Raw genomic sequence first — 17,288 nt, 5'->3', positions numbered from 1 at the left:
ATCCAGGTCGATACTGCCAGACATCATAAGACTAGCTTATAGAATCAAAACTTACGGTTGATTGATGTTATCAACTGCATTCCTGAAGATGAAGTCCTGCAAAGCGACGTGTTCAGGAGGCAATGCTGTGATTAACAAATATGTGGAGTCCCACACCGCAGCCATAGAGAACCTCAAAGATGGTTGTTGCGTGATGATCGGCGGCTTTGGCAGCGCTGGTTTGCCGACAGGGCTGCTTGAAGCAGTGCTCGACCAAGGTGCTCGGGATCTGGTGGTGATCTCGAATAACGCTGGCTACGACCGTGAAGGGGTGGCGATGCTGATCGCTGCCGGCCTTGTACGCAAGCTGATTTGCTCCTACCCCTTGACTGCGGGTGCGACCGTCTTCCGCAACGCCTACCGCGACAAGAAGATTGAATTGGAGCTGGTTCCGCAAGGCACCCTCGCGGAGCGGATACGTTGCGGGGGAGCCGGCCTCGGAGGCTTTCTAAGTCCAATCGGCATCGGAACCATGTTGGCCGACGGAAAAACCATTCACCGTGTCGGCGACGAAGACTACTTGATTGAGTTGCCCCTGCGAGCCGACTTCGCACTGCTGCGCGCGCGCGCGGCTGACCGTTACGGCAACTTGATCTATCACCTGACAGGCCGGAACTTCAATCCCCTCATGGCGACCGCCGCCGATCTGGTGGCCGTGGAGGTGGACGAGTTCTTGGAATTGGGGACAGTTGACCCGCAAGCCGTGGTCACACCCGGCATTTTCATCGACCGTGTTGTATTGGCCAATAAATCGGCAACTCAGGAGTACTTATGAACCCCGTTCTCAACCTTGAAAACGGGGTGACGCCGTGGACCCGTGAGCAGATCGCCGCACATGCCGCACAACACATACCGGATGGCGCCTACGTCAACCTGGGAATCGGTTTACCCACACTGGTCGGCAACCTGATGGCACCTGAGCGTGAAATTTTCCTCCACAGTGAAAATGGCATCTTGCATTTCGGCGCTCGCCCACCCGCTAACGAGGCCGACCCTTGCCTGATCAACGCCAGCAAGCAGCCCATTTCACTGCTGCCAGGCTCGGCCATTTTCGACTCGGCACTCAGTTTCGCAATGATGCGCGGCGGTCATCTTGATCTAGCGATTCTAGGCGCTTACGAAGTTGCTGAAAACGGTGATCTGGCTAATTGGACCCGGCTTGATCCTGGGACGCCTCCGGCCGTTGGCGGGGCCATGGAACTCGCCTTTGGCGCCAAGCAGGTATGGGTATTGATGGAGCACACCACCCAGGGTCGCCCTCGTCTATTGCGACGTTGCAACTTACCACTGACAGCTGCGGGTGTTGTGACGCGTATCTACACCAATTTGGCCGTGCTGGACGTCACCCAAGCCGGCCTACAAGTCAAGGCCATGGCGCCCGGCGTCACGTTCGACTACCTGCAGAGCCGTACCGAAGCCAACCTGCTGGCCTGACACCCACTACCACACGACGCTTAATCAGGAGACCTCATGTTATCAACCAACTTCACCCGAACCTTCGGGGTCATGCACCCCATCATCCAGGGCGGCATGCAATGGATTGCCCGCGCCGAGCTGGTGGCCGCCGTTGCCAACAGTGGCGCTCTGGGTTTTCTCAGCGCTCTGACGCAGCCCAGCCCAGATGATCTGCATGCGGAGATCGAGCGCTGTCGCCAGATGACGACTCAGCCGTTTGGCGTCAACCTGACCTTCCTGCCGGCGATCCGGCCGATCCCCTACGACGAGTACATCGACGTCATCATCCGCAGCGGCATCAAGATTGTCGAAACTGCAGGCAACAATCCGGTCGCCTATATGGACCGCTTCAAGACAGCCGGGATCAAGGTCATCCATAAATGCACATCGGTGCGGCACGCGCTCAAGGCCGAGCAGATCGGCGTCGATGCAGTCTCGATCGACGGCTTCGAGTGCGCCGGCCACCCGGGCGAGGATGACATTCCCGGCTTGGTACTCATCCCTCGTGCGGCCGACTCAATCAAAATCCCTCTGATCGCTTCGGGTGGTTTTGCCGACGCCCGCGGCCTGGTGGCAGCCCTGGCATTGGGCGCCGACGGCATCATCATGGGCACACGCTTCATGGCCACCCAAGAGGCGCCGGCTCACCCCGACATCAAGCGTCGTCTGGTCGAGGCTGACGAGCGCCAGACCGAGCTGGTTCTGCGCAGTTTCAATAATACTTGGCGCGTGCACAAAAATGCACTGACCGAACAGGTAATCAGTCTCGAAAAGCAGACGGGTACGCAGTTCCCGGATGTGGCGCCGTTGGTGGCCGGCACGCGTGGCCGCGCGGTCTACAGCAGCGGTGACTGGGACAACGGGGTATGGAGCGTCGGCATGGCCCAGGGTCTGGTTTACGACATCCCCACCGTCGAGCAATTGGTCTCGCGCATTGTCGGCGACGCGGGAGACTTGATTGCCAACCGGCTGGCTAGCCTGCGGACTGCCTGACCTTAGTCCGCCAGCCATCCTATTAAAACAATTAGAGGACGCAATCATGGCATTGGTAAAAGCCCAAATTGACACCTTAGCGCCTACGCAAGACAGGAAATAGATGCTGGTGTTCGGGTTTGCCTTTCTCGGTCTGATGGTCGATGGCGCCGACCTGATGTTTTTGTCGTACAGCCTGTCGAGCCTGACGAAAGAGTTCCAACTGACCAGTCTTGAAGCAGGCATGCTCGGCAGCATTACGCTGGTCGGAATGGCGATCGGTGGCATTTTCGGCGGTTGGGCTGCTGACCGCTATGGCCGGGTGCGGACTGTGGTCTGGACCATCGTCGTCTTCTCGGTCGGTACTGCCGCGCTCGGCATGACCCACAGCTACACCGAGTTTGCGGTATTCCACTTCATTGCTGCACTAGGCCTGGGTGCCGAATACGTGGTCTGCAACACGCTGCTGGCCGAGTATGTACCGACTAAGCGGCGCAGTACTGCCTTGTGCGCACTCCAGGAGACGTGGTGGCCACACTACTGAGCGGCTGGATCCTGCCGACCTACGGCTGGCGCTGGTTGTTCTACATCGCAATCATGCCAGTGTTAATGGCCGTAGTGATGCGCCGCGTTATTCCTGAACCACCTGCCTGGGTCGCTGGGCAGGCAAAAAGCGATGGTCAAAAGCACAGCGTCAGTCAGGAAAAACCTGAAAGCGCGATCAAGCTGATCTTCGGCAATCCGAAGCATCGCCGTATGTTCATTCTATGGTCGCTGACCGCCAGCTTTCTGCAGTTCGGCTACTACGGATCCAACAACTGGATGCCGACCTACCTGGAAAAAGAACTGCACATGAGCTTCAAGGCGATGACCCTCTACATGGTCGGCACCTATGTCGCCATGATCCTCGGCAAGGTGGTCGCCGGCTGGCTGGCCGACAAGTTCGGGCGGCGCGTGATGTACTCCTTCGGCGCGCTTGGCACTGCGCTGTTCCTGCCACTGATTGTGTTCTACCAATCGCCAGAAAACATTGCCTACCTGCTGATCTTCTTTGGCTTCCTGTACGGCATCCCTTATGGCGTGAACGCCACCTATATGACCGAGAGCTTCGAGACCAAGATTCGCGGCTCGGCCGTGGGCGGTGCCTACAACATTGGTCGCGTAGGTGCTGCGATTGCACCGGCCGGTATCGGCTATCTCGCCACCGGCGGCTCAATCGGCATGGGTTTCCTGGCGATGGGTGTTGCCTATCTGTTCTGCGGCCTGATCCCGGCGCTGTTCATTAAAGAGAAGCAATATGACCCGATGCACTGATGCCGGGCCCGCACGGCCCTCCTCTGACCAGCAACCTTCATCTTTAGCAGTCGGCCCCGTTCGAACCTGCGGAGAACACTCGATGAGCAATGCACAGATGCAATCGGCCAGCAACGCAGTCACTCTGGATCAATGCGGTAGTGTGCTAGTCGTCACGATGTCCGTGCGCAGCTTGACAGTTACATCCAGCAATCGGCGGCGACCTGCGCCGTAGCACTCAAAGGCGAAGTGAACGATGTTGCACTGCATCGGCTCTTTGCCAAGGCGATAAATCTGCATACCGCGCTGGAATACTCGGCGGCAGGCTCGACGGTCATGAAACACTCAATGGGCAGTTTTCAGGTCTGCACCGCAGCGACGTTTGCGCAATTGGCTGCGGCCCAGTCGCTGCAGGTAAAGCTTTCAAAAGCATCGCGAGTTGGCGGACTCGAACTGACGGGTGAATCGCAGGCATTGCTGGAAGCTATCGCCGTCAATCCATCAGCCATGCACATGGCTGTCGCATCACTGAACGAACGTGTCAAAGTGGCTTACTCGCGGGAAGCGCTCACCGTAGAACAGTTGCCCACGTCCAGGCTAATTTTGCTCGACCGGCTGAGCGTATTGCTCGAATCGCTACACCAGTCATTGGTACAATGGGAGTCGCTCGCTCATGGGAAGGCACGTGCGTTGCCATTGGCTTTTCACATCGATTCAGTCGCGCTGTACACAATGGTTTGCGAACGTTTCTTACCGTACTGCGGCAGCGTTGTTCTGCATTGTTACCGGCTGGTCGTCCGGTCCTGGTTTCGTGACGATCGTGAGTGTGATGTGCTCACTGTTTGCCACCCGGGCGGACCCCGTGGCGGGCGGTATCGGCTTCATGTCGGGCGCGGCTTGCGCGGCCGTCGCTGCGGCGCTGTGCAATTTCGTGCTGCTGCCTGCTGTATCCGACTTTGCCATGCTGGCGGTCATTACAGGCGGATTCATGTTTGCCGCAGGACTGGCAATGCGTCATCCACGTACCGCTGCGCCGGGGGCCAGTTTCGCGATTATTTTCTGGAGTCTGTCCCACCGCAAAACACATCGCAGATGTTCGACGCTGCCGGTTTCTTCAATGGTGTGCTGATACTGCTGCTCGGCATCGCATGCGGCACGTTGATTTTCGCCCTGATCTTCCCCTCCAACCTCCTTGCAACCCGATATCGGCTGCATCGCGCCGTCCGCAGGGATTTTAGGCGTATTGGCCGCCATCCGAACAGATGGTCTTTCAGGGGGTGGCAGACCCGGACCGCGGACCGTCTGGGCCGCCAACTAGCGACCGCCAACGGCGACATCGATACCCAGGCCGAACGTGAACTCCGAGGGCTCTTGGGCGCCTGGACGATAGGCTATGCCACCATTGCGTTACATTATCTCGCCGAAGATTTTCACCCGGTACGTCGGCCTGTGGTTGTCATCCTGGGGCGGCTCACCAACGCCGATTCATTGCGCCTGGCCACCGCAGCCCGTTCCAGTGCACGCAGTTTCACCTGGCAATCTCGTGGCGCCAATGAACGCAAACGCCAGGACCTGTTGCGCGCGGCAATTCTATCGTTATCCATTACCGAGGCAGCGACAGAACACGAAGATTTTCTGGGTGAGTGATCGCTTGAAGTATTGATATCACGTTAGGCGCCGATCCTGCAAAAGGCCTGAAGGAGGCTCGACAAAAAAGCAGTGATAGATGTCGTTTACTGCGAGATGGCATTGACCCCTTACAAGCTCGTGACAACGAACGAGCTGTGCAACTCACTACTGAACAGCAACGAAAAAGCAAATCAATCAACTTCCAAGACGTGTCAGTCGATTAATTAGAGGCCCATCGTCCCGGCTGGGAAAACGTAAACCATTCTCAGCAATGGACAAACACACTGGCGACTTATGCCGCCCCCCATTATCGGTGACCTCGCAACAAACCAGATCACCACCGAGCATATTCTCGAAATTTTCAAACCCATCTGGGCCAGCAAAGCCGAAACTGCTAGCCGGGTACGCAATCGACTCGAATTGGTTCTCGATGCAGCTAAAGCACGCGGGTTGCGCGATGGTGAAAATCCAGCACGCTGGCGTGGACACCTGGACAAAGTGCTACCTTCAACATCCAAGACGAAACGGACTCAAAATCATCCCGCATTGCCCTACTTAGTGTTGTCTCGTTTTATGCGAGCGCTTGACCGTGTCGAAGGACAATCCGCTTGCGCACTCAAAATGACCATTCTCACGGCGTGTCGAACCAGCGAAGTCCTTGCCGCCCGCTGGAGTGAAATCGACTTGAAAGCCAAGCTATGGCTTATTCCCGCAGAGCGCATGAAAGCTGGCAAAACTCATACCGTCCCGTTCAGCGAAGCACTCGTAACATTGTTAAACGGGTGCCCCGATTCAACGATAGCTCGCTTCTATTTCCGGGTACACGCACGGGTAAGCCGATCATCAATATGGCCATGCTCATGACATTGCAACGCATGGATCAGAGGGATTTGGAAGATGGCGGTAAAGGTTGGCGTAACAACAATGACCGAATCATTACCGCGCATGGGTTTCGCAGCACATTCCGAGATTGGGCCGCAGAGAAAACCGACTACGCACTCGAGGTTTGCGAAATGTCTCTGGCTCATGTGGTCGCGAGCGGAGCAGAAGCTGCTTATTGGCGCAGTGATTTGCTAGAAAAACGCCGTAGCTTGATGGCTGACTGGGCCACCTTCGTGAGTTTAAAGTATGAAATTCAGTACTAAGCAATAGCTAGACGGGGAGCGAGGCTGCGATAAAGGCTGCGGTTGCCGTCAAGGGAAGGCCGCGAAATGGTCAGCACTAGCGCGAAGACAATGAGCTTCACCAGACGACTTCCACTCTGACTTCTTAGAGAAACGCAAAGCAGTAATGGAAGACTGGGCAGCATTCTGCTCGAATACGCAGATCGCACCATTAAAAGGCGCATAAATACGAGTAAAACTCTCCCAACGACTGGATCGTCCGCAGTCAAGCGAGCTTGAAGAGTATCTCGAAAACCCGGGGCGATTCAGCTAGATGCGTTTTTTTTGATTTCAAACCCTTGCGCCGGGCAATAGAATACTTATTGAACATTTCGTAAAAATCCGTAACATTGCCCGCCATGATACTCGAACAGCTCAAAGCCCTGGGCAATGACACTCGCATGCAAATGATGGAGTGGCTCAAAGACCCTCTCAGTAATTTCCCACCTCAGGATCATGGCGATCCTGCCATAGGGGTGTGCGTAACCCATTTGCAGCACAAGGCACGGCTTTCACCTTCTACCGCGTCTGCACACTTAGCTATCTTACAACGTGCAGGCTTCGTGCTAACCACACGCATCGGAAAATGGACTTATTACCGACGCAACGAGGAGGCGATTGATGACTTTGCGGCTAGGCTGACCAGCGATTTGTAATTTTTAACCTTTCATTTCGTTATTTCGCGTAATTAGAAAACACAAGGAAACCCCTATGAGCAGCAAAACAATCTTCGTCCAACCCGGTGGCGGCTATGAAAAGGTTGTGGTTGGCAGCAGCGAAGCCCGAGCCGCAGCCCATGGCGAAATCACCGTGCGCCTGCACGCCAACTCGCTTAACTACCACGACTTCGCGGTAGTCAGCGGTATGTGGGGCCCTAGCGAAAAACGCATCCCCATGGCCGATGGTGCAGGCGAAGTCATTGCTGTCGGCCCAGATGTCACTGAATTCAAGGTGGGTGACTCGGTCGTCAGTACCTTCTTCCCGGAGTGGATCAGCGGCGCACCACTGGTTGAAGGCTTTGTTAGCGTGCCAGGTGATGGCATTGACGGCTACGCTCGTGAGCAAGTGACTGCCCAAGCCACATCGTTCACCCTCGCGCCGACCGGATACAGCCACGCTGAAGCGTCGACGCTCACCACCGCCGGCCTTACTGCATGGCGCGCTCTGATGGCCGATGACTCACTCAAGCCGGGCGACACCGTGCTCGTTCAAGGCACTGGTGGCGTTTCAATTTTTGCCCTGCAGTTCGCTAAAATGGCCGGTGCTACCGTCATTGCTACCTCTTCAAGCGACGAAAAACTTGAACGTCTGAAAGCACTAGGCGCTGATCATGTGATCAATTATCGCAAAGACCTTAACTGGGGCGAAACTGCACGCGCTCTAACGGGGGGCCGCGGTATTGATCACATCATAGAAGTCGGCGGCCCTGCGACGCTTGAGCAATCGATGATTGCAGTTCGGGTTGCTGGTCACATCTCCGTCATCGGGATACTGAGTGGCGTAAGCGGTGCAATGAATTTTGTACCGGCACTGATCAAGCAAGTGCGCCTGCAGGGTGTGTTGGTAGGCAGCCGCAGCCAGCAGCAAGACATGGTCCGAGCCATCAACGTTAACGGTATACGCCCGATTATTGATCGTCATTTCCCTATGAGCGAGATTGTAGAAGCGTTCAAGTATCAGGAAACCAACCAGCATTTCGGCAAAATTTGCCTGGATATCTAAGCGCGCATGAATGGGCAAGATCCGTATGCCCTCCTCAAAGTCGTGTCGAGGTGGCTGCCGACGCAGCGCGAGACGGATTTGCCCATTGCTGTCTGTCGCAACCGGCAGCATTGGGTCGACTCACCCATGCTGTGCTCCGAGGCAATCAGCTAAGAAGCAGTCATTCTAAGTGTCATGAAAACGATTCGATTTAGCCCCTCTAGTCAAAGCAGAATCATTAGGGCTACAACAATTTTGTCATGCAGTTATTGGGTTGAAGAATAGACAATCGCAGGCATTCTCACAGAGCCATGGTCGCTCTCTGCCGGTCATGGTTCACGCAACGTGATGGTGAAATCCGAGGCAAATGCTTGGTCAGGTCGAATGCAAATGGCTGGGCAAGCCTGTGCAATTACCCACTGTTCCAGTCCACAGATCCGGATAATCCGCCCAGCAGCCGTTCCGACTCAAACCACAGTGCAGGCAGCGCGCTATTTTTCGTCAAATTTGATGCGTACAGTTCGTTGTCCAAAACTATGGCGAGCCGCTTGGTTCACGATGGATGTCAAAACTCGTTCCCAGCCTAAGCAATGCTGTAGCAAAATCAGCTCGGTTCAAGAAGAGCTGCAATTTGCTCCCCTCCAACGAGCATCATAGATCTTTCTTCCTAACGCGGCGGCGATCATCGCACCGACATAATGCTGCGCATCAAATGAAGTGATGGCTGGCTCACGAACTGCGATTACCAAAATTTCGTTGAGGGCTTGCTCAAAACCCAAAGTAGACGACTGGTCTAATTGTTGATATGGTACATCCATGAATACGATGACAACCACCGATGTACGGCAACACATCCTCGACACTGCTCAAAACATCATCGTCGGGCGAGGATTCACAGCTGTTGGTTTGAGCGAAATCCTTCTATCTGCGAATGTGCCAAAAGGTTCGTTCTATCATTACTTCAATTCCAAGGAAGCCTTTGGCGAGGCGCTCTTGGAGAGCTATTTCAGTGACTACATGGTGCAATTGGAAACGCTATGAACCGTCCAAGTGTATCAGCAGCACAACGCTTGCTGGCCTACTGGGCTACCTGGATTGAAACCCAATCAGCCTGTTATCCCGAGGGGAAATGCTTGGCAGTGAAGCTTGCAGCGGAAGTCAGTGATCTATCGGAGCCAATGCGCATGGTGGTCCAGGATGGCATGGAAGGAGTAATTACTCGTCTAGCCAATGCGGTGAGTGACGCTGTAAACGATGGATCTCTGCCGGGCGGTACTGACACCCGTGGCTTGGCGACCATGCTGTACCAACTTTGGCTCGGAGCCAGTCTAAGGGCCAAGGTCACGCGTGATCAGATGCCTTTGCAGGCGGCCTTCGAGACTACTTCTCTGTTACTCAGTCAGATATCCGACCGATGAGATTTTCAATGTAAAAAATTTACTCAAAAAATATACGACTGGTCTATTTAATCGGAGTTAAAGCAATGTTTAATTTTGACTTCTACAACCCTACGCGAATTGTCTTCGGCAACGAAACCATCAGCCGCCTGGATGAACTGGTTCCGGCTGCGGCCCGCATCCTGCTGCTCTATGGTGGCCAGAGCGCTCGTGCAAACGGTACGCTCCGCGAAGTCCGTGACGCATTAGGCTCTCGGGAAGTGCAAGAATTCGGGGGTATAGAACCAAACCCCAGCTATGAAACGCTAATCAAGGCTGTTGATCAGGTTCGCACCCATCGCTTGGATTTTCTCCTGGCTGTCGGTGGAGGTTCGGTCATCGATGGCACCAAGTTCGTTGCCGCTGCTGTTGGCTACGAGGGTGATGCTTGGGACATTCTGGAAACGCGGGGTGCAAGTATTCGACGAGCGCTGCCATTTGGCACCGTTCTGACCCTACCGGCAACTGGCTCGGAGATGAACAATGGAGGCGTGGTTACTCGCCGGGCGACACAAGACAAGCTGCCGTTTCGAAGCGCTTACATGTTTCCACAATTCTCGATTCTCGATCCCACCAAAACCCAAACCCTCCCCACCCGTCAACTCGCAAACGGCGTTGTCGATGCGTTCGTGCATGTCATTGAGCAGTACCTGACCTACCCAATCGATGCGCGCGTCCAAGATCGTTTTGCCGAAGGTCTTTTACAAACGCTGATCGAAATTGGCCCACTTGTACTGAAAGAGTCCGCGGACTACAACACGCGTGCCAACCTCATGTGGACGGCCACTTTGGCGCTCAATGGCCTGATCGGAGCGGGCGTACCACAGGACTGGTCCACCCACATGATCGGCCATGAGCTCACCGCACTGTACGGCATCGATCACGCACGGACCCTGGCCATCGTGCTTCCTGCGAACCTAGAGATTCGTCGTGAAGCCAAGCGCGCGAAGCTGCTGCAGTACGCCGAGAGGGTTTGGCAGATCAGCCAAGGGGACGAAGAACAACGGATTGACACGGCCATACAACAGACCCGGATGTTCTTCGAGAGCCTGGGCTTACCGACGCACTTATCCGCCTACAAGCTCGGCACTGACGCTATAGACGCGCTAATAAACCAGCTCGACACACACCACCTCACCGCACTCGGCGAACACAAAAACGTCAGTTTAGACGTCAGCCGCCGTGTGCTTGAAGCGAGCCTATAAGCCAACTTCCCGCACTGCTTATCCACACAGGCAGCGCATTACAAAACATCCACAAGCACGCACAACTGCAAGGTATACGACATGAAGATTCTCCTCGTTCTGACTTCCCACGACCAGCTTGGTGACACTGGCGAGAAGACCGGTTTCTGGCTCGAAGAGCTGGCCGCGCCTTACTACGCCTTCATCGACGCTGGCGTGCAAGTGACCCTAGCATCGCCGAAAGGCGGCCAACCACCCATCGACCCGAAGAGCAATGAGCCCGACTTCCAGACAGACGCCACCCGTCGCTTTGAGACCGATTCAGTCGCCACTCACGCGCTGACCAACACCGAGAAACTGAGCGACGTGATCAGTTCCGAGTTTGATGCGGTGTTCTACCCTGGCGGCCATGGTCCGCTGTGGGATCTTGCGGAGAACACCTTTTCTATCTCTCTGATCGAGCAATCAATCCAATCCGGCAAACCTGTCGGAGCGGTTTGTCACGCACCAGCGGTTTTGCGCCATGTCAAGTGTGTAGATGGCAAACCTCTGGTTGCAGGCAAGAAAGTAACCGGTTTCAGCAATAGCGAGGAGGCTGCGGTGGGTCTAACTCAAATCGTGCCTTTCCTGGTAGAGGATATGCTCAAGGCAAATGGTGGGCGCTATACCAAGGGTGCTGACTGGAGCGTTCATGTCGAAGTCGATGGGTTGCTCGTAACTGGCCAGAACCCAGCTTCCTCTGAAGCTACGGCTCACTCGCTGCTCAAACTGTTGGCCTGAGACTACGTCAATGTCCGCCTACGTAGTCTTCACACGTGAACACACCACAGACGAGGCTGAGTTGAAACTCTATGCCCGTAAAGCACCGGCGGCACGCCAGGGTCGGAACCTCACACCATTGGCCTTCTACGGCCAACTGGAGGTGCTCGAAGGCGGACCGATTGAGGGCGCAGTCATTCTTCAATTTCCGGACATAGCAGCAGCTCGAGAGTGGTACTCCAGCCCCGCCTACCAAGAGGCACTGCAACATCGTCTTAAAGGTGCGGTTTACCGAGTATTCCTGATTGATGGCATCAATCATTAGTAAATGCACCAAAATATTCCCGCAGTTTAGGTTCTGTCTACTTACCAGTCTCATTAACAAATCAAATTTACTTAAATTACTGGAGAAACAGCATGGCATACGCATCCGTTAATCCCTATACAGGTGAAGTTCTAAAAAGTTTTCCAGATGCAACAGATATTCAGATTGAACAGGCTCTTGAGGCGTCTCACAACGCATTTCTTGTCTGGAAGAATTGCTCAATCGCAGAGCGTGGGGCCGTCCTTCAGCGAGCTGCCGACCTGCTGCGCGCGCGAGCAAACGACTATGCCCGGTTGCTAACACTGGAAATGGGCAAGATCACTGCCGAAGCATTAGGTGAAGTAGAAATCTCAGCAAGTATCTTTGAGTATTACGTTAAACATGCAGAAGCGTTGTTAACTCCGCAGAAGCTGCCGGTAGCCGACCCAGCCGAGGGTGAAGCAATCTTGGTCCATGAGCCGTTGGGCACTATCCTGGCCATTGAACCATGGAACTTTCCTTACTATCAAATTGCTCGCATTCTCGCACCGCAGTTGGCAGCGGGTAATACCGTGCTGCTCAAACATGCTTCAAACGTACCGCAATGTGCCGAAGCTTTCGAACAACTACTGCTTGATGCTGGTCTACCTGTTGGCGCATTCAGCAACATGTACGCAACTCGCCAGCAAATCGAGACAATCCTCAACGACTCTCGAGTACACGGTGTGGCACTGACCGGTTCCGAAGGCGCAGGTGCCATAATCGCCTCCCAGGCTGGCAAGGCACTGAAGAAATCTACATTGGAACTGGGGGGGGCAGATGCCTTCATAGTTCTGCGCGACGCTGAACTGAAAAAGACCGTGAAGTGGGCTGTTGTAGGCCGTCACTGGAATGCTGGACAGGTGTGCATATCATCCAAACGCATGATTGTAGTGGAAGAAGTCTACGACGAGTTCCTGCGCCTTTATGCCGAAGGTGTAGCACAACTGAAGGCCGGCGACCCGTTCGATCCGGAAACAAATCTAGCCCCCCTGTCATCTCAAACTGCCGCCGACGAAATCCGCGCGAAGATTCGTGAAGCAGTCAACTACGGTGCTACGGCCACCGAGGTTGGGCCCAAGGTACCAAGCAAGGGTGCATTTGTTCAACCGACCATTCTGACCAACCTGACGCCTGATAACCCTGCCTACTACTGGGAGTTCTTCGGTCCGGTCTCGATGATCCTACGAGCTAAAAACGAAGAAGACGCGATAGTTATCGCCAACGACTCTCCGTTCGGGCTCGGTGGTTCGGTATTCACCGCAGACGGACAGCATGGTGTTGAGGTTGCTAAGCGCATCGAGACAGGCATGGTGTTCGTCAATCACCCAACGTCATCGAAAGCCGACCTACCTTTCGGCGGAATCAAAAGATCTGGTTACGGTCGCGAGCTGATTGGTTTGGGAATCAAGGAATTCGTCAACCACAAGCTGATTAACGTCATGGATATCGACGCGCCGTTCTAACTTACATCTTCACCTCAACGCAAACAGGCCTCAGTGCTTTTATGCAGCAGCCCCCCCTCCTTGATGAAGAGATCGGGGGGGGGGCTGGACTACGTAGCAAAGCCTGGCGCGCAGCACAGCGCGCTCCCCGCCGATCCAGAAGCAGGCTGAAAAGGTGCGGCGATAGGAATGCCTGCGCAAATACACAACTACATATTGACATATATCAATATCTAAAATAATCTCAACCAAACCCATCGCACTTACCTCAGGAGGTAACCCATGCAAAATTCCAGTGATACCCATCCGAGCTACCTTCCCGACAACAGCTACGGCCTGTTTATCGACAACCAGTGGGTGGCGGCCGAAAACGGTGAAACCCTCGACATTATCAACCCCGCCAACGGAAAAATTCTCACCAACATCCCAAACGCCACAGCTGCCGACGTCGACCGCGCGGTGCAGGCCGCAAAACGCGCCTTCGTGACCTGGCGTACCACCTCGCCAGCGGAACGCGCCAATGCGTTGCTGAAGATCGCCGACCTGCTGGAAGCCGATGCCGATCGGTTCGCCGTTCTGGAAACCCTTGATGTAGGCAAACCCATTCGTGAAAGTCGCTCCGTCGACATCCCACTGGCGATTGATCACTTCCGCTACTTCGCCGGCGCAATCCGCAGCCAATCGGATGAGGCGGTCATGTTGGATGAGCAAACACTCAGCATCGCTCTCAGTGAACCCCTCGGCGTCGTGGGCCAAGTGATTCCGTGGAACTTCCCGCTTCTTATGGCCGCCTGGAAGATCGCTCCAGCCATCGCGGCGGGTAACACCGTAGTCATCAAACCTTCTGAGCTAACCCCGGTAACCATCCTTGAACTGGCGAAGATCTTCGCCAAGGTACTTCCGGCCGGCGTGGTCAACATCGTCACAGGCTTAGGCACCTCAGTTGGCCAGGCGCTACTGGATCATCCAGACCTGCGCAAGCTTGCCTTCACTGGCTCGACGCGTGTCGGCGAACTCGTCGCCAATGCGGCAGCGAAGAAAATCATTCCTGCCACCCTTGAACTGGGCGGCAAGTCAGCCAACATCGTTTTCCCCGATGCGAACTGGGACAAGGCCGTGGAAGGCGCAGTCCTCGCCATCCTGTGGAACCAAGGCCAAGTCTGCGAATCCGGCGCACGGCTGTTCGTTCACGAGTCCATCTACGAGCAATTCCTGGCTGAGCTCAAGCATAAGTTCGAAGCTGTGCGTGTGGGTGACCCACTGAACCCAGACACCATGATGGGCGCACAGGTCAGCAAGACCCAGATGGAACGGATCCTCGGCTACGTTGATATCGCCAAACAGGAAGGTGCCGAGGTACTGATCGGCGGCGGTCGCCTTACAGGTGCCGATTACGATGCCGGCTTCTTCATCCAGCCAACGATTCTGGTCGGTGTGCGCAACGATATGCGCGTCGCCTACGAGGAAATTTTCGGCCCTGTTCTGTGCGTCATTCCTTTCAAGGATGAAGCGGAGGTCATTGCCATGGCCAACGACTCCGAGTACGGCCTAGCGGGCGCAGTCTGGACCCAAGACATCAACCGGGCGTTACGTGTGGCACGCGCGGTGGAAACCGGACGTATGTGGGTAAATACCTACCATGAGATCCCTGCCCACGCCCCCTTTGGTGGCTATAAGAAATCTGGCCTAGGACGGGAAACTCACAAGTCAATGCTGGAAGCCTACAGCCAGAAGAAGAACATCTACGTCAGCCTCAACGAAGCACCGCTCGGGCTCTTCTGACCTCGCTGATCCATGTTTTTTTGACCTATAACATCGAATATTTTAGATATGCAGGTAAACGAAATGACACAATCAGAACTTTTTAAAACCACTCAGCTGGGCCCATACACCCTCAAGAACCGTATCGTTCTGCCGCCACTGACGCGTTCGCGCAGCTCCCAACCCGGCAATATTGCGAACGACCTAATGGCCACATATTACCGTCAGCGCAGCGGTGCTGGCTTCATGGTGACCGAGGGCACACAGATCGAACCCCGAGGACAGGGTTATGCCTGGACACCCGGCATTCATAGCCCAGAACAGATACAAGGCTGGCGTAAGGTCACCGACGCTGTTCACGCCGAAGGGGGGGTGATCTTTGCTCAACTTTGGCATGTAGGCCGCGTGTCACACACATCGCTGCAACCCGGTGGTGAAGCGCCCGTCGCGCCATCAGCCATCCGCGCGGAGAACGTCAAGGTGTTCATCGAAACTGGACCCGGCACGGGTGCACTGGCCGACCCATCGACCCCACGAGCCCTGTCCACCAAGGAGGTAAAGGAACTGGTTGAGCTCTACGCCCAAGCAGCCCGAAATGCTTTGGACGCAGGTTTTGACGGGGTGGAGCTTCATTGCGCGAACGGGTACCTGGTAAACCAGTTCATTTCGGCCCATACCAACCAGCGTGATGATGAATATGGCGGTTCGCTGCAGAACCGTCTTCGCTTCCTGCGCGAAATCACCCTGGCCGTTGCTGGTGTCGTCGGCAAGGAGCGCATGGGCGTTCGCTTCGCCCCGCTGTTCGCGACCACAGACGAAGACCGCGTATACCTTGGCCTGGTCGAAGAAGATCCTCACCAAACCTACATCGAGGCAGTGAAGATCCTCGAGGAAGTGGGCATTGCCTACCTGTCGCTCGCCGAAGCCGATTGGGAAAACGCACCCGAGCTGCCTGAGACGTTCCGGGAAGATGTTCGTAAGACCTTCAGCGGCAAGATTCTCTATGCCGGCAAGTACACCGCTGAACGAGGAAATCGCGTGATAAAAGCTGGCTGGGGCGACCTGATCGCTTTTGGTCGCCCCTTCATTGCGAACCCCGACCTGCCCGCTCGTATCGCCAACAACTGGCCGCTTAACCCAGTTGATCCAAGCAGCATGTACGGCGGTACCGATAAGGGCTACACCGACTACCCGACTTACAAATCCTAAACGCTCAATGCCACGCCCCATAACTCAGGGGCGTGGCTCAGCGTTTGCTGACCGAGGAAGTTAAGCATGTACCAACCGAGCACGATCCCCTACCAAGAGCATAGGGGATTCAAACGAACCTTCAGGCAGGGTCATCTAAGCCTTGGGCTGTTCTTTCCCCTAGAGGCTTTCGAAGGTGATACACCGAGCATGCTAGATCAGGTCGCGCTGGCCAAACGTGCAGAGGCACTTGGTTTTTCGGCGCTCTGGTTTCGCGACGTCCCACTCAGGGACCCTAGCTTCGGCGATGTCGGCCAGGTTTTCGACCCTTGGGTGTATCTGGGCTACATGGCAGCCCATACAACAGAAATCGCACTAGGTACCGCCTCCATCGCCCTTACTTTGCGTAATCCCTTGCACACGGCAAAGGCCGCAGCGAGCATTGATCAGTTGAGCGGAGGTCGCTTGCTCCTGGGAGTAGCCTCTGGCGATCGTCCCGTGGAGTTTCCCGCATTCAGCATTGATCCAGAAAAGCGTGGCGAGACCTTTCAAGAAAACTTCAATGTGATACGCCAAGCCCATCGAACACACTTCGAGCCCATTCGCTGGAGTGGCGGCGAGTTAGTGGGGGCCGACCTCGTTCCCAAACCTACGACTCGGGAAATACCGCTATTCGTAACCGGACACAGCCGCCAGCCGCTCGATTGGATCGCACGTGAAAGCCATGGATGGATCAACTATCCACGTCCGCCAAAAATACAGCGACTGATCGTGGAGGATTGGCGACAGGAAATATTAACCTGGCAAATAAATAGGGCATATTAGATAATCTGTCTCCATGAAAATAGATGCCCGTAAACTCAGCCCCCAAGAACAACGTGAAAAGCGCTCCACGGCCCTACGCATGCGTGAGCAGGGTT

Annotated in this window: 14 protein-coding genes and 4 pseudogenes; 17 read left to right on the top strand and 1 reads right to left on the bottom strand. The window is 55.2% G+C overall.

The features are described from left to right. Positions 1-127: 127 nt before the first annotated feature. From AC19YX_RS31930 to AC19YX_RS31890, 9 genes and pseudogenes are all read left to right on the top strand, one after another. Complete coding sequence (locus AC19YX_RS31930; protein WP_010562409.1) at positions 128-814, top strand: CoA transferase subunit A; 687 nt, start codon at positions 128-130, stop codon at positions 812-814. Further along, positions 811-1,473 carry a 3-oxoacid CoA-transferase subunit B gene (locus AC19YX_RS31925; RefSeq protein ID WP_010562408.1) on the top strand — a complete coding sequence of 221 codons (663 nt, stop codon included), beginning with the start codon at positions 811-813 and terminating at the stop codon, positions 1,471-1,473. Before AC19YX_RS31930 ends, AC19YX_RS31925 begins: the two co-directional genes overlap by 4 nt. Positions 1,474-1,509: 36 nt before the next feature. Next, complete coding sequence (locus AC19YX_RS31920; RefSeq protein ID WP_221732857.1) at positions 1,510-2,487, top strand: NAD(P)H-dependent flavin oxidoreductase; 978 nt, start codon at positions 1,510-1,512, stop codon at positions 2,485-2,487. A gap of 103 nt (positions 2,488-2,590) precedes the next feature. Continuing rightward, a pseudogene (locus AC19YX_RS31915) lies at positions 2,591-3,780 on the top strand (MFS transporter). 652 nt (positions 3,781-4,432) lie between these two features. Beyond that, positions 4,433-5,406, top strand: a pseudogene (locus AC19YX_RS31910) (FUSC family protein). 276 nt (positions 5,407-5,682) lie between these two features. After that, positions 5,683-6,252, top strand: coding sequence for a tyrosine-type recombinase/integrase (locus AC19YX_RS31905; protein ID WP_231998119.1), 570 nt, complete (start codon positions 5,683-5,685; stop codon positions 6,250-6,252). Continuing rightward, entirely contained in the window at positions 6,249-6,533 is a 285-nt protein-coding gene (locus tag AC19YX_RS31900; protein ID WP_373419523.1) for an integrase, read from the top strand. Before AC19YX_RS31905 ends, AC19YX_RS31900 begins: the two co-directional genes overlap by 4 nt. A 377-nt stretch (positions 6,534-6,910) precedes the next feature. After that, complete coding sequence (locus tag AC19YX_RS31895; RefSeq protein WP_042946287.1) at positions 6,911-7,207, top strand: ArsR/SmtB family transcription factor; 297 nt, start codon at positions 6,911-6,913, stop codon at positions 7,205-7,207. 55 nt (positions 7,208-7,262) lie between these two features. Next, positions 7,263-8,273, top strand: coding sequence for a zinc-dependent alcohol dehydrogenase family protein (locus AC19YX_RS31890; RefSeq protein WP_010562400.1), 1,011 nt, complete (start codon positions 7,263-7,265; stop codon positions 8,271-8,273). Between the two features lie 593 nt (positions 8,274-8,866). Here AC19YX_RS31890 and AC19YX_RS31885 read toward each other — a convergent pair. Further along, positions 8,867-9,070, bottom strand: a complete 204-nt coding sequence (locus tag AC19YX_RS31885; protein WP_130926025.1) for a hypothetical protein — start codon at positions 9,068-9,070, stop codon at positions 8,867-8,869. 7 nt (positions 9,071-9,077) lie between these two features. Between AC19YX_RS31885 and AC19YX_RS31880 the strand changes: the two are divergent. From AC19YX_RS31880 to AC19YX_RS31845, 8 genes and pseudogenes are all read left to right on the top strand, one after another. Further along, positions 9,078-9,670, top strand: a pseudogene (locus AC19YX_RS31880) (TetR/AcrR family transcriptional regulator). A gap of 65 nt (positions 9,671-9,735) precedes the next feature. Then, positions 9,736-10,893, top strand: coding sequence for an iron-containing alcohol dehydrogenase (locus AC19YX_RS31875; RefSeq protein ID WP_010562397.1), 1,158 nt, complete (start codon positions 9,736-9,738; stop codon positions 10,891-10,893). Between the two features lie 81 nt (positions 10,894-10,974). After that, positions 10,975-11,652: a type 1 glutamine amidotransferase domain-containing protein gene (locus AC19YX_RS31870; protein WP_010562396.1), complete on the top strand. Its 678-nt coding sequence runs from the start codon at positions 10,975-10,977 to the stop codon at positions 11,650-11,652. A gap of 10 nt (positions 11,653-11,662) precedes the next feature. Then, positions 11,663-11,956, top strand: a complete 294-nt coding sequence (locus tag AC19YX_RS31865) for a DUF1330 domain-containing protein (protein ID WP_010562395.1) — start codon at positions 11,663-11,665, stop codon at positions 11,954-11,956. A gap of 92 nt (positions 11,957-12,048) precedes the next feature. Further along, on the top strand, positions 12,049-13,440 hold the full coding sequence (locus AC19YX_RS31860) for an NAD-dependent succinate-semialdehyde dehydrogenase (RefSeq protein ID WP_010562394.1): 1,392 nt from the start codon (positions 12,049-12,051) through the stop codon (positions 13,438-13,440). A gap of 261 nt (positions 13,441-13,701) precedes the next feature. After that, complete coding sequence (locus AC19YX_RS31855; RefSeq protein ID WP_010562393.1) at positions 13,702-15,201, top strand: aldehyde dehydrogenase family protein; 1,500 nt, start codon at positions 13,702-13,704, stop codon at positions 15,199-15,201. A gap of 63 nt (positions 15,202-15,264) precedes the next feature. Further along, complete coding sequence (locus AC19YX_RS31850; RefSeq protein WP_500607826.1) at positions 15,265-16,389, top strand: alkene reductase; 1,125 nt, start codon at positions 15,265-15,267, stop codon at positions 16,387-16,389. Between the two features lie 66 nt (positions 16,390-16,455). Continuing rightward, positions 16,456-17,163 (top strand): annotated as a pseudogene (locus AC19YX_RS31845) (TIGR03571 family LLM class oxidoreductase); the annotation flags it as partial. Between the last annotated feature and the right edge of the window lie 125 nt (positions 17,164-17,288).

The sequence above is a fragment of the Pseudomonas sp. MF09150 genome, from assembly GCF_059862355.1.
The sequence above is the reverse complement of the archived record's forward strand: the minus strand, read 5'-3'. Positions and strand labels throughout refer to the sequence as shown.

Bases quoted from the DNA above. Each gene is read 5' to 3' on its own strand.
- AC19YX_RS31925 (WP_010562408.1), top strand. From the start codon at position 811: ATGAACCCCGTTCTCAACCTTGAAAACGGGGTGACGCCGTGGACCCGT.
- AC19YX_RS31855 (WP_010562393.1), top strand. From the start codon at position 13,702: ATGCAAAATTCCAGTGATACCCATCCGAGCTACCTTCCCGACAACAGC.
- AC19YX_RS31920 (WP_221732857.1), top strand. From the start codon at position 1,510: ATGTTATCAACCAACTTCACCCGAACCTTCGGGGTCATGCACCCCATC.
- AC19YX_RS31895 (WP_042946287.1), top strand. From the start codon at position 6,911: ATGATACTCGAACAGCTCAAAGCCCTGGGCAATGACACTCGCATGCAA.
- AC19YX_RS31860 (WP_010562394.1), top strand. From the start codon at position 12,049: ATGGCATACGCATCCGTTAATCCCTATACAGGTGAAGTTCTAAAAAGT.
- AC19YX_RS31870 (WP_010562396.1), top strand. From the start codon at position 10,975: ATGAAGATTCTCCTCGTTCTGACTTCCCACGACCAGCTTGGTGACACT.
- AC19YX_RS31900 (WP_373419523.1), top strand. From the start codon at position 6,249: ATGACATTGCAACGCATGGATCAGAGGGATTTGGAAGATGGCGGTAAA.
- AC19YX_RS31885 (WP_130926025.1), bottom strand. From the start codon at position 9,070: ATGGATGTACCATATCAACAATTAGACCAGTCGTCTACTTTGGGTTTT.
- AC19YX_RS31865 (WP_010562395.1), top strand. From the start codon at position 11,663: ATGTCCGCCTACGTAGTCTTCACACGTGAACACACCACAGACGAGGCT.
- AC19YX_RS31905 (WP_231998119.1), top strand. From the start codon at position 5,683: ATGCCGCCCCCCATTATCGGTGACCTCGCAACAAACCAGATCACCACC.
- AC19YX_RS31875 (WP_010562397.1), top strand. From the start codon at position 9,736: ATGTTTAATTTTGACTTCTACAACCCTACGCGAATTGTCTTCGGCAAC.
- AC19YX_RS31850 (WP_500607826.1), top strand. From the start codon at position 15,265: ATGACACAATCAGAACTTTTTAAAACCACTCAGCTGGGCCCATACACC.
- AC19YX_RS31890 (WP_010562400.1), top strand. From the start codon at position 7,263: ATGAGCAGCAAAACAATCTTCGTCCAACCCGGTGGCGGCTATGAAAAG.